The sequence below is a fragment of the Synechococcus sp. CC9616 genome (assembly GCF_000515235.1).
Lineage (GTDB): Bacteria > Cyanobacteriota > Cyanobacteriia > PCC-6307 > Cyanobiaceae > Parasynechococcus.
In genome coordinates, this window is the sequence record NZ_KI911558.1 from 1,362,716 (window position 1) to 1,375,834 (window position 13,119).

Below are 13,119 nucleotides of genomic sequence, written 5' to 3' on the forward strand. Positions count from 1 at the left end.
GGCTTAACAGCAAATTTTTCAAATAATTGCTCAAAATATTGTCTATCAATCTGTGTGCTTTGCTGAGATTCCTCAGAAGGTGAAGATCTAAAAGCGATCTAAGGATTTGAATCATTGTTTTTTAATAACAAACTACTGTTTTCTGACGGCAGCCAAGATAAAACCACCAACAGCCCAACCAACAATAACAATACCAATCGAGGCTAAGAAGAACTGCCAACGCCAGTTCATATCTTCTGATGTTGCAAGTTGTGGCTTGCTGAGCATCACAATGAATTTCGCCTGCCTTTGGCTTTCTCGACGGCTATTGTCAACCGCAAGGCGCGCTGCTTCCAAAGCAGTGGTCGCAAATTCAACATCTGCCTTGAGTGATTCAGACTGGGACGTCAGTTTATTGAGATCTCGACCATTAGGACCGACTGCTTTTTGTCTCTCTTCTCGGATTTGACGCTCCAACTCCTGGACTTGGTCTGCAACGTAAGCGACTTCAGGAGATGCTGGGTCGACATAGCGACGTTTCAATGTTGCCAACTCAACTTTCAGATCAACAAGATTTGATTCAAGTTGAGCAATAAAAGACGATGTTGTTTGTTGCTCAACCTCAGGACTTAGTTGTCCATACTTATCCTGAAAATTTTGTAACTTTTGCTTAGCTTTTTGCAATTCATCTTTAGAGATTTCAAGCTCTTTCTGAGCAAATGCCTGCTGATCAGCACTGATTGACTGATTGACTTCATTGACAAATTTTTGGGCTTGCCTCAAAAGTGCTTGGTTGAGTTCAAAGGCTTGTTGAGGTTGAAACCCATAGGTTTTTAGAACAACAGAACCAACGAGTGGTTGTGGTTGAACACTCACTTGCCTCCTGAAAAATTCAACTTGCTGATTAGAAGAACTTTTCGCAGGCAAGCCTGCCCACACATCAGGCCGTTGGGGAGCGTAAATCGCCTCTAGTAGTTGAGGTTCCGGGTAGAGCTTGTTTTTGACATCGGGCGAGGCCAGATAGACTTTGAGATATTGGCCATCAAGCAGAGAACTAATGGCTTGTGGAACAGCAGCTGTAGCTCCTAAAATTGTATTTGCCGTGTTGTTCATCGGCGTCGGTTGTTGAATCACAAATTGCGACACCGATGTGTAACGACTTCGCCCAATACTGAAAGAATAGAAAGCCGCTAAGCCTATAAATCCAAGAACCACCGTTCTTGGAGACAAGATTGCTTTAGCGACTCGAGAAAGACGCTGTTTCCAGGTGTTTTCTAATTGAAGATTGGGCTCGGCAGCTTGCATCAATGTTTTTGGAAAGATCGCCGTAGAAGGCAACGGCTGCTCTTGTGTCGACCGAGGTTTCGGGGATTCAGAAAAGGTCTCCTCGGGTGGAAGAGATTTAGTCATCGCTGCTCACAAGCAACATGGACTCGTTGACCCGGTACAAGATAAGCGCAAAACTAGCACAAGATAAGGAGCAAATCAGCAAATAATTGAACGAGATAGAAGGAATAGGATAAGAATCGTTGATTGCAAACCGAAACAGTTCTACTCCATGAAGTATTGGATTCCATGTAATCAAGGGTCGAGCCTCAGGAGCAAGCTCGAACGTGGCAAAAAACATACCAGACGTCCATATAATTAAGCGCTGCAATACACGTTTAACAATCTTCTTCACAGCCGGAACAAACTGACCCAGGAAAGTAATGCATATTCCAAAGCCAACGGCCATAATGACAGTTAGTAAGTAAGCACTAATTGCTAATCCTGGGCGGTCAAATTGAAATGTCCAGGTGAAACACCAGCCAAGTATTAATGTAATTAAAGACAACGTGGCCAAGGCTCTTACATCATTCACAGCAGATGCCAATAAAATATCGAGAGGCCTGACCCGAGAGTAAAAAAGAGGTGCTTTTAACTTCAATCCGTTGATTGATTTAAGTGCTACATTTCGGAAAAGGAAAACGATTGCAATGCCTGTCACCAAGAAGGTAATAGGATCGAAATAAAGTTCCGAGCTAATAGTCGTTATATCTGTTGAGATAAGTGGGGTCGAACCACTGACGGCAAGTCTTAGTCCTACCCTGATGAATACGAAGAGAAGTAGAAGTTGTAAAGGCTGCACCAAAGCTTCCCAAGCACCAAAAGGACTATCGGACGCGTTTCGATCTCTCTCATAAACAGACACTGCCAGTATCACAGCAAGCTGTGATCGCATCTTTGAAATCAATAGGATTAAAAAGTTAAACATAATTACTCAAATAATCTCAAGCAATTCAGACTGATTGTCCTCATTGGAAAGATCCCTTGAGAACAGACTTTCATCGACGATATCACTTTCCTCAACAGAATCACCCTGGCTACTGGAGGCCTTCATCCAATCAAAGCATTCATCCAAACTTCCTTCAAATATTTGCTGTCCAGACGCGTCAATTGCAAGACCTTGATCGCAAAAATCTTTAAGAAATTTTTTATTCCCGCTTGTTGTGATTAAGGTATGATTTTCAATCCGAGCCTCAAACACAGTTCGCAAGTATTTGATCACTTGATCATTTTCGCTGCCCATCAGGAATTGAGCCGAAGGGACCAGGAAAACATCAAATGAAAAAGCCAAAGCCGTCATGAGAAAAAATAATTTCTGATCCCTGGACCTGAGATCTTTCAGGCGTTCACGAGGAGACAAACCAGCTGCATCCAAAAAAGTTTTTAAAAACTTTTCTATATTTAATGGAACAACACGATCTTGGTACAGCGAGCTTAAAAACAGCATATTTTGACGAAGCGTCAGCTTTCCATCCAGTCCACCTTTCAAGCCAAGGGGCCAACTGACCAAACCCTGATGAGAAATACGGCCTGACGCAGGCTGAACCAAGCCATAAATACTGCCAAGTAGTTCATCGCGTATTCGTCGGTTCCCGCAAAGAATCGCTCTCTTTTCACCTTCGCGAAACGAAAACGATATTGGAATGGTATTAATTGTTTTTTCCTTGCGACTAAACTTGAGGACTAAATCCTCGAGCCTGAGGGTCACAGCATGATTTGCGGCGACATTCAAGGAATTGAAGAAGTGTAGTTACAAGATCTTACCATCAAATCCTTGTTGGACTGTCTATCACGCCGGAATCGTCACGACGCGAATCAACTGTTGATCTTATATGGCTATGTTTCATAGCCTTTGCATCACAGCTTTTCGCAGTCGTTTTTGACACCTCTGCTCAAGCCTGGCGAACACAAGGTCCAAAGACTTTCTGCCAATCGAAAGCAATACAGCGTCCGGAAATACTAAGAATGATTGACGACTTGCCAACGCCAATGTTGCGCTGGCGCTCGCTCTGATCAAAGCGTCAAAGGGCGTGAGCTTTGCTCTGCATTCAAAGACGACGGCTTTCTGGATAGCAGCAAGGCCATGGATTTCACAACGCTCAAAATCAATCTGAAGTTCCTGCCCGTTCCAGACCGCCACAAAAACAACCTCAGGTTGAACATTGAAAGTCAGAATCCTGTAGGGACTGGATTGGTAACGAAAGCGATGTCCGGGCAAAGACGTCAGTTTCTTGCGATCCAGCAGAGCCTCCATGGTGAGCTGTGGATCCGACAGCAGCTCAACCAGCGTTTGCCGTTTGGCTGCGCGAATTGGAACCTCGCAGACATGGGTACCCGCACAGCGCAGCGTCATGCTGCTCTCTCAGTGGCGGGATTAAGGCCAGAGGCTTCCTTGAGCAGATCCTGTGCCTCACAGACCGGAAAACGATTGATCGCCTTGAGAGCAAGGCGGGCATTGGCTCGCAGCTGCTCGCTGATGGCCTCGCAGAACGGCACCTGAGCGAGAAGATCCACGGTGCGACGCATGATCCGAACCACATCGCCTTCATCCAGTGATGTGTTGGCAATCAGGTCGCTCCAGGCAGTCCCTCTGGCCCAGGCCTCCACCAGACCCATCAGTTCTGGTTCCCACCAGGCCGGGACCACAACGTTTAAACGCTCCTGGGTGCGCAACAGCTCGCGACGGACACCGGATAGATCATGCAAAGCCTCCTCAGCAGCGGGTGGCGGTGGAAAACCGCTCCAGAGATCAGGCCGATTCACCTCCGTGCTGATCGCTTCAAACACAGCCGCGAGATCAGCCGGGTGCAGCTCATCGAGATGACCGCTCATCAGCGCCAACCCAAGCCACAGCTCGTTATCGCCGCGCAGCGCAGCGACTGTGCGACCGATTTCCGTCGGTTCGAGCTCAACCAAGCAGCCAAACTGCTGAAGAATCTCAAGCAGGGATAAAAAGGTCTCCCAATGTCTGTTGGCGCGGTGATGCAGAAGTCGCTGCCGCTCCTCGATTTCCTCCTCGAGCTCCTCCATTCGCCGGCGGTGTTTCTTGAGCTGTTTGCGATCCCCCCAGCCATGGGCGGGATGCTGCTCTTGCTCTTGCTCAAGGGTCTGCACAAGCCTGGACTGGGTGAGCACCTCACCGGCCAGGTCGTATTGCGGAGTTGTCATGTCGTGACGCCCGGCCATGTGCGCTACCGCCAGCGCCAGACCACCACTTTGTTGATCCCCATGACGCAGCTCTCCGGCCCGCTGGAGATCGGGCGCCTCCACGTTGTCCACCTGCAGACAGCTGAGCTCGGCGTGGAGGCTGACCACGGATTGGCAGGGAACCAGAAGCCAGAGGTTGTCATCCGTCAGGCAAAGCAGAAGCGGGAACTGGCCAGGACCGTCCACTTTCTCCACGATCACGGCGGGAGTGACCCGTCCCCGCAACTGAGGCGACTTGAGGCTCACCAGGGTTCCTGAGCTTGCAAACTGCAGCGCCAGCGTCAGCTCATTGGCCAGGGTTTCCTCGGCCTGCTGCTGCAGGATTCGCAATAGTCGCCGCTCCTCCCGCAGCCTTCCGCGCAGTTTCTCGTAGTCCTCAAAGTCCTCCCAGGGCACATCGCCAGCCACCCCTTCCAGCTGCCCGAGTTGCAGCCGCAACTGCGACAAGGTTGTTTCTTCCTCCACCAGATCCAGGCTGGCCAGATAGCGACCGAAGCTTCGTTCCACCAGCTCCCGTGCCTTGTCGAGATCGTGACGCTGCAGCAGATTCAGCACCATGCCGTAGCTGGGCGTGAACTGACTGACCAGAGGATCAGCCGGACTGGTGGCAAGCTGTCCGGCCTCCCTAACGCCTTCAAAGCGGCTCTGCACCGTCACGACGTAGCCGCGTGAATCGAGGCCACGACGCCCAGCCCGGCCTGCCATCTGCAGAAACTCGCTGCCCATCAGAGGCCGGTGGCCCCGCTCGGTGCGCTTGGAGAGCGCAGCGATCACCGTGCTTCGGGCCGGCATGTTGATTCCGGCAGCGAGGGTTTCGGTGGCGAACACCACCTTCACGAGGCCCTGTTGGAACAACTCCTCAATTAGTTCCTTCCAGGCCGGCAGCACCCCGGCATGGTGGGCGGCAATTCCCCTCAGCAGAGCATCCGCATGGATGCCATCGCGCACCGCTTCCGGATTTGCCTCGCTGTACGACGTGAAGCGATCGCGGATACGCGCCTGTTCCTTGGGGCTAACCAGGCACTGAGCTCCGAGATCCCTGACGGCCTTGTCGCAGCCGCGACGGCTGAAGATGAAATAGATCGCCGGAAGCATGGATCGCTCAGCCATCTGAGCCACCACGAAACTGATTGGTGGTGGCTCGGGCTGAGGGGGTTTGGGAGAGCGTCCCTTGCGTTTGCTTCCCTTGGGCGCTCGCCAGACCTTGCAGTTGGGATGGAGTCCTGTGCCTTGCTCATTCAGCAGGGGATGCAGCCCCTTGGCGCTGCAAAAACTGAACTGGAGCGGCACCGGTCGGTGATCGCTGAGCACCAGCTCTGTGGGGCCGTGGACCTTTTCGATCCAGTCGGTGAGTTGCCCGGCGTTGGCCACCGTGGCCGATAGGGCCACCAGCTGAACTGGAGGCGGACAGTGAATGATCGATTCCTCCCAGACCGTTCCCCGCTGGGAATCATTCATGTAATGGCACTCATCGAGAACAACAGCCTCAACATCCGCCAAGGGGTCGTCATGCTTATTTGCCTCCGCATAGAGCATGTTTCGGAAGATCTCCGTCGTCATCACAACGATTGACGCCTCGCGGTTCACGCTGAGATCGCCGGTCATCAGACCGACGTTGTGATCACCAAACTGTTCGCGAAAATCCCTCAGCTTCTGGTTGGAGAGAGCCTTAAGAGGGGTGGTGTAGAAGACCTTCTGGCCATGGGAAAGGGCCCGATGAATCGCGTATTCGCCCACAAGAGTTTTGCCAGAACCGGTCGGGGCACTGACAACAACAGAGTGCCCCTGATTCAGGGCATCGATCGCTTCCAGCTGGAAGTCATCCAGGGGAAACGCAAAAACCTTGGAAGGGTCGAGTGGTGCTGACCCGTCGGCGCCTGGTTCAGTCATCGCCGGCGGCGCCTTGGATCCATCATTGGATCCTACGAAGGCAGGATCCGCTGATTTCCCTAGCGGTCAGCTCCCCAAGACGCTAGAAATGAACAACTTTATGAAGTTTCATGACAACCCTTGATCTCCTCACGATCATCCTTTCCTTCAGCCTGGCTTGCAGTGGGTTGTGGCTCTACAAGCTGATCGTCGGCGAATCCCAGAACAGCTGACGTCGCGGATAACGCCTTTCCCTGCCGAACCGATGGATGTCTCGAATGGGCTTTGAGAGCAAGGGTGTTCCGTCACCGCTGACGAGACTTGATTTCTTTGAACAGATATAAGCATTCCCATCGCTGCAATCAGGGATGCGAAGTCATCCTGAGGGAGAGTCCATTCAATCGACATGCAGCTCTATCTGGCCGACATTCAATTTGATGACATCGATATGCAGAAGGCGGCCTATGCCCAGTTCATTGAACTCTGGGAAAGCGGAGCCATGGCCAAGGAAGACAAGTTCGAAGGCTTCGAAATGCTGTTCAGAGTGCATGCACCCGGAGAGGGACGCGTTGTGGTCCTCTGCCGTGCCGAGAGTGACAAACAACTCTTTGCCCATTTCGCTCCCTGGCGTGCACAGTTCGGCATGGTGGTTGAGTTCACACCGGTGATCAGTTGTCAAAACGTTGTCGACTATCACAAGGATCTCTTCGCCAAGCTCGGCGGCTAAATCACCGACCTGAGAGATCTGATTCGGGATCCGACTGTCGCCAGCCCGCAGCCAAAGCGCTGCCGATCATGCAGTGAATCACCGCCGAGATGGCACCCGGCAAAGCCGTGAGCGGGCTGGCAAATCCTCCACTTCTGGCCAGCACCACGGCAAGGCCTGAATTCTGCATACCGACTTCAATGCTGATGGTTCGTCTAACCGCTTCCTGCTGCTTGAACAGCTTGGGCAGCAGATAACCGAGCAGGAACCCTCCACAGTGCAGCAGCAGACAGGCCAGCAAAAGCTGCGGACCCTGCTTCAGGAGCTCCGCGCGCTGGCTTCCGACGATGCTCGCGACAATCAAAACGATCATCCCAACCGCCAGTGGAGGCATCACAGGTTCGACGCGGCGCGCCACCCCAGGACATCCCTGCTTGAGCAGCACGCCAAGCGCAACCGGCAGCAGCACAACCTGCATCACTTTTAGGAACAAGGCCCAACCATCCACCGGTACGTACTGGCTGGCCAGCAGCTCGGTTAGCCGCGGGGTCATCACCACAGCCGCAGCTGTGCTAACGGTGGTCATCACAACGGAGAGCGCGACGTCAGCGCGGGCAATCAGGGCCACAACGTTGCTGGCGGTCCCTCCAGGACAACAGCCCACCAAAATCAGACCCACCGCCAGTGGTGGAGAAAGCTGCAGCAGCAAGGCCAGGGTCGCCGCTAGTCCGGGCATCACGATGAACTGTGCCATCGAACCCAGCAGAACCGCCCGCGGCCGCTGACCAACCCGAACAAAGTCCTGCGGTGCCAAACCCAGCCCCATTCCCAGCATGATCACCCCCAGCCCGAGGGTGATCAGGGGACCGCGAAACCAGGTGAACAAGGGTGGATAGAGCAGGGCCAGGACCGCTCCGAGCAACGTCCAGAGCGGGAACCACAGCGTGAAACGCTCCAGCGACATGGGCTCCCTCCGTGATCGACTCCGCCATCCTCCGCCGAGGCAGCGCGCAGACTGATCCGATGAGCCCAGTCGACCCGGCCCGACGTCGCCGCCTCCGCACCTGGAGCCCAGGCCAGGAGCGGTGGCAGCTTTGCAGTGCGAACGGACCGGGCACACCACTGTTGGATCTGGCCAGCAATGACTATCTAGGCCTCAGTCGTCATCCTGATCTGGTGGCCGCAGCAACAACGGCCCTGCAGCAGGAGGGAGTGGGCGCAGGGGGGTCACGGCTTGTGACGGGCAGCCGCCCCAGCCATGACGAACTGGAGCAGGCCCTGGCCCGATGGCTGAATCGTGAGCGGGTGCTGCTGTTTCCAAGCGGTTTCCAAGCCAACATCGCTGCCGTCAGTGCCCTTGCCAATCGACGCAGCACGGTGCTGGCCGATCGCCTGATTCACCACTCGCTCCTCGTGGGCGTTCAGGCCAGCGGCGCGCGATTGCAACGCTTCGCTCACAACGATCTTGCCGATCTCGAGCGACGCCTGGCTTCTTGCAACAACAATGAGCCGCCGTTGGTGATCAGCGAAAGCCTGTTCAGCATGGAAGGGACAAGCCCGGATCTGGCAGTGCTTGCTCGCCTCTGTGCTGCCTACGGTGCGCGATTACTGATCGATGAGGCCCATGCCCTGGGAGTCCTGGGGAGCGGAGGAAGAGGTCTCTGTCACGGTCTCAGCCATCCAGTGCATCTGATCAGCGGCACCTTCGGCAAAGCCTTTGGCAGCGGTGGCGCCTTTTTGGCCGGTGATGCCGCCATGGGGGAACGCCTGCTGCAGACCTGTGGGGCTTTTCGCTATACAACAGCTATGGCTCCACCGCTTGTGGCAGGAGCACTGGCAGCGCTGAAGCAAATCAAGGCGCATCCCAACTGGTGTGATCAACTTCGGAATAGAGCATCCTGCTGGCGCGATGCTCTGACACAGAGAGGTTGGAACAGACCAGCAGGCAAGGGTCCGATCCTTCCATTGATCGTGGGGGCCGATGAGGACGCGCTGCGGTTCCAGCAAACACTGGAAGAGGCAGGGCTTCTCTGCGTCGCCATCAGACCACCCACGGTGCCGGAGGGGCGGGCCAGGCTGCGCGTCGTGCTTCGCCGCGATCTGCCGGACAACACTCTGGAGAGATTTCTGAGCACTCTCTCCCGTCCATGAAGCAGGTGATCGCGATGCATGGATGGGCGGGAGACAACAGTTGCTGGACGCTTTGGAGCCGCCAATTTGAGCAGCGGGGATGGCATTGGTTCAGTGGGGAACGCGGCTATGGCAACCGATCACCCCAGAGCTCCGAGTGGGTGGATGGTTCAACGCGCAGGCTGGTGATCTGCCACTCGCTCGGCTTCCACCTGCTGCCAGCCTCCGTCCTGTCGGTCGCCACCGATCTTGTGCTGCTGGGTGGATTTGCTTCTTTCGTTCCCAGAGAAGTTGATGGCCGAGGCCTGAGAACCGCTCTGAGGGGGATGGCCAAGGCGCTGGGCACCCAGCAGGAGAGAACGATGCTTCAACGCTTCCTAGAACGGGCAGCTGCCCCATTGCCGCTGTCGGCCCTGCCTCCGAATGCATTACTTCGGGGGATCAGTGAAACCGGCCGGCAGCGCCTGCAGGACGACTTGGACTTGCTGGCAAAACTGACCGCCTTGCCACCAGGCTTCCCCGATCAGGCTGACTGTCTGGTTGTTCAGGGCGGGCTTGATCAGATTGTTCCTCCCGAAACTCAAAAGCTGCTGATCCAGTCCCTCAACGGTCGATTGAAAAAGAAGCCCACTGAGATGCTGCAGCCCAACAGCGGCCACGCGCTGCTGACGGCTGATGCATTGCAACGGGTGCTGGGCTGGCTGGAAAGACCATGACGGAGGCCTGGAGACAACAGGTCCTCCCGCGATTTGACGGGGCCGCCAGCCACTACGACGGTGAAGCCAATCTGCAGCGTGTGATCGCCGAACGGTTGGCAAGCCTTTGCATGCAACAGCCGATTCCAGCAGGACTCTGGGTTGACCTGGGAAGCGGCACGGGGCTGCTGGCCGATGCACTGGAGCGGCAGTGTCCGGGTCAGCAGGTGCTGCGACTCGATGGCAGTCAGGCCATGCTCTCCCAGCAAGGACAACAACCATCCGTCCTGGCGTTCGATCTCAACAACCCGCTGCCGCACTGGCCTGCGCCTCCCACGCTGCTGGCGTCGAGCTTTGTGCTGCACTGGCTGAATTGCCCTGCGAAGACCCTGCAGCACTGGCTCAACTGCCTTGCCGTTGATGGATGGATGGCTCTGAGCGTTCCGATTGAGGGCAGTTTTCCGCAATGGCATCAAGCTGCAGCACGCGCCGGTGCTGCCTGCACGGCCATGCCGCTGCCGGATCGAGACAACCTGCTCGCAGGCTTGCAACCATCGGCCATTCAGCACTGCACTGTGCTGAATGTCACCCAACGGGCTGAGCATGCCGTTCGCCTCCTGAAACCCATGACGGCGACAGGCGCTGACTCCACCCCCGCTCAACGGCTGAGCACGGCATCCTGGCGCCGGCTTTTCCACGCCTGGCCGCAGGATGAAGGCTCAGACCATCCTGGCCTCACCTGGAAGATCCTCATCCTGCTGCTCCGTCGATGACTCGATCCATCATGCAATTGGTGGTGTGCGGCACGGATACGGACGTCGGCAAGACCGTCGTCAGTGCGCTTCTCGTTCAGGGGCTGCAGGCCAGCTACTGGAAACCAGTCCAGAGCGGATTGGAGGGTGGCGGCGATCGCAACCGTGTACGGCAGCTTCTTGACCTCAATGAAGAGAGGATGCTGCCTGAGGCGTATGCCTTCAGCCAACCGGTGTCTCCCCACTGGGCCTCGGAGCTCGATGGAACACCGCTTGATCCAAGATCTCTGGCCCTGCCAGACCATCCAGGACCTCTGGTTGTGGAAACCGCTGGCGGACTTCTCGTTCCACTCACGCGCAACTGGTTGCAGATTGATCAGCTGCAGGTCTGGAACCTGCCGATCGTGCTTGTGGCCCGCAGCGGACTTGGCACCTTGAACCACACCCTGCTGAGTCTTGAGGCGTTGAAGAAACGGCAGATCAATGTCCTGGGACTGATCCTCAACGGGCCGCTGCATGCCGACAATCCACGGACTCTGGAACAGTTCGGAGGCGTTCCGGTGCTGGCGGAACTACCTTCGCTGGTCCCGCTGACGGCGGAGACGTTGGCAGCGCAATGGCAGCAACAGGAGCTGGGCCCTAAATTCCGGCAACTGGAGGATCAGGCATCACCATGAACAGACGGCAGTCCCTGGTCAGCCTGGCGGTCGCCCTGCTCTGCGGCGGGGTTCTTGTGTTGTTCACAGATATCGAGGTTCAGATGGTTCGATGGTTCAACTGCGGCCCCCTCTCAACAGAGGCTGAACAGAACAGCGACGTCTGCCGCTGAATCAGGGGGCCTAACCGAGCGATTTCGAGCGCATCGGGCAGGTTCCCATTCGCATCGCCACCTGGCGAACAGCCATCGCCAGTGGCCATCCCTGGCGCAGCTGCTCGTAGATCTGGTCGACGTGGGACGGAGACCAGCCCCGTTCTTCAAGCAGGACACGAATCGACAGCCAGCCTCCGTCTGCAAAGACTTCCCTACGCACGGACCCGAGGCCGGTGGGCTTGCCCGCTGGACGTGCCGGAACAATGAATCGATTTGAAAGACGCCTGGAACGCATCGAATCGTCAGGGGTGAGCACCCTCGACCTCCAATATGACAAAACCAGCAGAGATGACCATGGTTTCGGCGGGACCTCTGACAAGCCATCCGAACCTCTGGCCCCCCTTCACCCAGATCCGGTCGGCAGCGCCGCAGCAACGGATCCGGGCCGGCAGGGGAGCCCTGCTGTATCCCGAAAACAGCGATGCTCCACTGATTGATGCCATCAGCAGTTGGTGGGTCACCCTGCACGGCCATGGGCATCCAGTGCTGGCCGAGGCCATTGCAAGCCAGGCCCACCAGCTTGAGCAGGTGATCTTCGCCGACTTCTGCCATGAGCCAGCGGAAAAGCTGGCGGGACGTCTGAGCCACCACACCGGCCTGGAGCGCCTGTTCTTTTCCGACAACGGTTCAACCGCTGTGGAAGTTGCCATCAAGATCGCCTGTCAGTGGTGGTTCAACCGCGGCGAGGCTCGCCATCAGATCGTCGCCTTCGACGGTGCTTATCACGGCGACACCTTCGGAGCGATGGCCGTGGGAGAACGCAACCTCTTCAGCGCGCCCTTCAACGACAAGCTGTTTCCCGTCGCCCGAGTGCCGTGGCCTGCCACCTGGTGGCATGACGAAACAGTTCAGGACCGTGAGCAAGCCACACTCGATCTGCTGGACTCCTGCCTCGAGGTACCCACAGCCGCCGTGATTCTCGAGCCACTGCTGCAGGGAGCAGGCGGCATGTCGATGGTGCGGCCGGCGTTCCTGCAGCAGGTGCAGCAGCGGGTAAGCCGGGCGGGAGCTTTGTTGATCGCGGATGAAGTACTGACAGGGTTCGGCCGCTGCGGCGACTGGTTCGCCAGTAAACGGGCGGGAATCCAGCCGGATCTGATGGCCCTGTCGAAGGGGCTCACCGGCGGCTGCCTGCCCATGGGGGTCACCATGGCAAGCAAAACCATCTTTGAAGGATTCCTTGGAGGAGAACCTCAGGACACCTTCTGGCACGGGCACAGCTTCACCGCCAACCCCCTCGGCTGCGCCGCTGCCAATGCCAGCCTTGACCTCCTGGAAGCCTCACCGGAAAGCTTTCTGGGCTTCGAGCAGCGGCACCGTCCCCATCTCGAAGACCTGGCCTCTCATCCACGCCTGCAACGGCCGAGGCTGCTCGGGACCGTGGCAGCTTTTGACCTCAATGTGGAGGGCTGTTCCGGATATCTCAATCCAGCAGGGCCCACTGTGAAACGGCTGGCCATGGAGCAGGGTGTGTTTCTTCGGCCGCTTGGTCAGGTGGTGTATCTGATGCCCCCGCTATGCATCACCGAGGAGCAGTTGCACCAGTGCTATGCGGTTCTTCGCAACGCCCTGGATCAGCTTTGA

14 protein-coding genes are annotated in these 13,119 nt (G+C 56.2%); 7 read left to right on the forward strand and 7 right to left on the reverse strand.

The window, feature by feature from the left end; all coding sequences use genetic code 11:
- Positions 1-132: 132 nt before the first annotated feature.
- The 5 genes from SYN9616_RS15530 to SYN9616_RS0108090 form a co-directional block, all read right to left on the reverse strand.
- Positions 133-1,389 (reverse strand): sugar ABC transporter, encoded by a 1,257-nt coding sequence (locus SYN9616_RS15530; RefSeq protein WP_198015161.1) that lies wholly within the window; start codon positions 1,387-1,389, stop codon positions 133-135.
- Positions 1,382-2,200, reverse strand: coding sequence for an ABC transporter permease (locus tag SYN9616_RS0108075; RefSeq protein WP_232200187.1), 819 nt, complete (start codon positions 2,198-2,200; stop codon positions 1,382-1,384). Before SYN9616_RS0108075 ends, SYN9616_RS15530 begins: the two co-directional genes overlap by 8 nt.
- 39 nt (positions 2,201-2,239) lie before the next feature.
- On the reverse strand, positions 2,240-3,037 hold the full coding sequence (locus SYN9616_RS0108080; protein ID WP_156918732.1) for a hypothetical protein: 798 nt from the start codon (positions 3,035-3,037) through the stop codon (positions 2,240-2,242).
- 111 nt (positions 3,038-3,148) lie between these two features.
- Positions 3,149-3,658, reverse strand: a complete 510-nt coding sequence (locus SYN9616_RS15535) for a DUF1997 domain-containing protein (RefSeq protein ID WP_051410991.1) — start codon at positions 3,656-3,658, stop codon at positions 3,149-3,151.
- Positions 3,655-6,402: an RNA helicase gene (locus SYN9616_RS0108090; RefSeq protein ID WP_028952633.1), complete on the reverse strand. Its 2,748-nt coding sequence runs from the start codon at positions 6,400-6,402 to the stop codon at positions 3,655-3,657. Before SYN9616_RS0108090 ends, SYN9616_RS15535 begins: the two co-directional genes overlap by 4 nt.
- A gap of 385 nt (positions 6,403-6,787) precedes the next feature.
- On the opposite strand from SYN9616_RS0108090, the gene SYN9616_RS0108100 reads away from it, so the two are divergent.
- Positions 6,788-7,108 (forward strand): DUF3303 domain-containing protein, encoded by a 321-nt coding sequence (locus SYN9616_RS0108100; protein WP_028952634.1) that lies wholly within the window; start codon positions 6,788-6,790, stop codon positions 7,106-7,108.
- A gap of 1 nt (position 7,109) precedes the next feature.
- On the opposite strand, the gene SYN9616_RS0108105 is transcribed toward SYN9616_RS0108100, so the two are convergent.
- Positions 7,110-8,051, reverse strand: coding sequence for a bile acid:sodium symporter family protein (locus SYN9616_RS0108105; protein WP_028952635.1), 942 nt, complete (start codon positions 8,049-8,051; stop codon positions 7,110-7,112).
- 59 nt (positions 8,052-8,110) lie between these two features.
- Here SYN9616_RS0108105 and SYN9616_RS0108110 point away from each other — a divergent pair, with 59 nt between their 5' ends.
- From SYN9616_RS0108110 to SYN9616_RS17680, 5 genes are read left to right on the forward strand one after another with little or no spacing between them, the layout of a single operon-like run.
- Complete coding sequence (locus SYN9616_RS0108110) at positions 8,111-9,238, forward strand: 8-amino-7-oxononanoate synthase (RefSeq protein WP_028952636.1); 1,128 nt, start codon at positions 8,111-8,113, stop codon at positions 9,236-9,238.
- Positions 9,235-9,933, forward strand: a complete 699-nt coding sequence (locus SYN9616_RS0108115; RefSeq protein ID WP_028952637.1) for a hypothetical protein — start codon at positions 9,235-9,237, stop codon at positions 9,931-9,933. Before SYN9616_RS0108110 ends, SYN9616_RS0108115 begins: the two co-directional genes overlap by 4 nt.
- Positions 9,930-10,685 carry a methyltransferase gene (locus SYN9616_RS0108120; RefSeq protein ID WP_028952638.1) on the forward strand — a complete coding sequence of 252 codons (756 nt, stop codon included), beginning with the start codon at positions 9,930-9,932 and terminating at the stop codon, positions 10,683-10,685. Before SYN9616_RS0108115 ends, SYN9616_RS0108120 begins: the two co-directional genes overlap by 4 nt.
- Positions 10,682-11,341 (forward strand): dethiobiotin synthase, encoded by a 660-nt coding sequence (bioD, locus tag SYN9616_RS0108125; protein WP_028952639.1) that lies wholly within the window; start codon positions 10,682-10,684, stop codon positions 11,339-11,341. The genes SYN9616_RS0108120 and bioD overlap by 4 nt, the downstream gene beginning before the upstream one ends.
- The gene (locus tag SYN9616_RS17680) at positions 11,338-11,493 is read left to right on the forward strand and encodes a hypothetical protein (protein WP_198015162.1); all 156 of its coding nucleotides are present in this window, start codon (positions 11,338-11,340) and stop codon (positions 11,491-11,493) included. The genes bioD and SYN9616_RS17680 overlap by 4 nt, the downstream gene beginning before the upstream one ends.
- Positions 11,494-11,503: 10 nt before the next feature.
- Here SYN9616_RS17680 and SYN9616_RS0108135 read toward each other — a convergent pair whose 3' ends face one another.
- Entirely contained in the window at positions 11,504-11,791 is a 288-nt protein-coding gene (locus tag SYN9616_RS0108135; RefSeq protein ID WP_028952640.1) for a hypothetical protein, read from the reverse strand.
- A 32-nt stretch (positions 11,792-11,823) separates the two neighbouring features.
- Between SYN9616_RS0108135 and bioA the strand changes: the two genes are divergently transcribed.
- Positions 11,824-13,119, forward strand: coding sequence for an adenosylmethionine--8-amino-7-oxononanoate transaminase (gene bioA / locus SYN9616_RS0108140; RefSeq protein WP_028952641.1), 1,296 nt, complete (start codon positions 11,824-11,826; stop codon positions 13,117-13,119).

Excerpts from the sequence above, each read along its gene's own strand:
- SYN9616_RS0108115 (WP_028952637.1), top strand. The coding sequence starts at position 9,235 with ATGAAGCAGGTGATCGCGATGCATGGATGGGCGGGAGACAACAGTTGC.
- SYN9616_RS0108105 (WP_028952635.1), bottom strand. The coding sequence starts at position 8,051 with ATGTCGCTGGAGCGTTTCACGCTGTGGTTCCCGCTCTGGACGTTGCTC.
- SYN9616_RS15535 (WP_051410991.1), bottom strand. The coding sequence starts at position 3,658 with ATGACGCTGCGCTGTGCGGGTACCCATGTCTGCGAGGTTCCAATTCGC.
- bioA (WP_028952641.1), top strand. The coding sequence starts at position 11,824 with ATGACCATGGTTTCGGCGGGACCTCTGACAAGCCATCCGAACCTCTGG.
- SYN9616_RS17680 (WP_198015162.1), top strand. The coding sequence starts at position 11,338 with ATGAACAGACGGCAGTCCCTGGTCAGCCTGGCGGTCGCCCTGCTCTGC.
- bioD (WP_028952639.1), top strand. The coding sequence starts at position 10,682 with ATGACTCGATCCATCATGCAATTGGTGGTGTGCGGCACGGATACGGAC.
- SYN9616_RS0108100 (WP_028952634.1), top strand. The coding sequence starts at position 6,788 with ATGCAGCTCTATCTGGCCGACATTCAATTTGATGACATCGATATGCAG.
- SYN9616_RS15530 (WP_198015161.1), bottom strand. The coding sequence starts at position 1,389 with ATGACTAAATCTCTTCCACCCGAGGAGACCTTTTCTGAATCCCCGAAA.
- SYN9616_RS0108090 (WP_028952633.1), bottom strand. The coding sequence starts at position 6,402 with ATGACTGAACCAGGCGCCGACGGGTCAGCACCACTCGACCCTTCCAAG.
- SYN9616_RS0108120 (WP_028952638.1), top strand. The coding sequence starts at position 9,930 with ATGACGGAGGCCTGGAGACAACAGGTCCTCCCGCGATTTGACGGGGCC.
- SYN9616_RS0108075 (WP_232200187.1), bottom strand. The coding sequence starts at position 2,200 with ATGCGATCACAGCTTGCTGTGATACTGGCAGTGTCTGTTTATGAGAGA.
- SYN9616_RS0108110 (WP_028952636.1), top strand. The coding sequence starts at position 8,111 with ATGAGCCCAGTCGACCCGGCCCGACGTCGCCGCCTCCGCACCTGGAGC.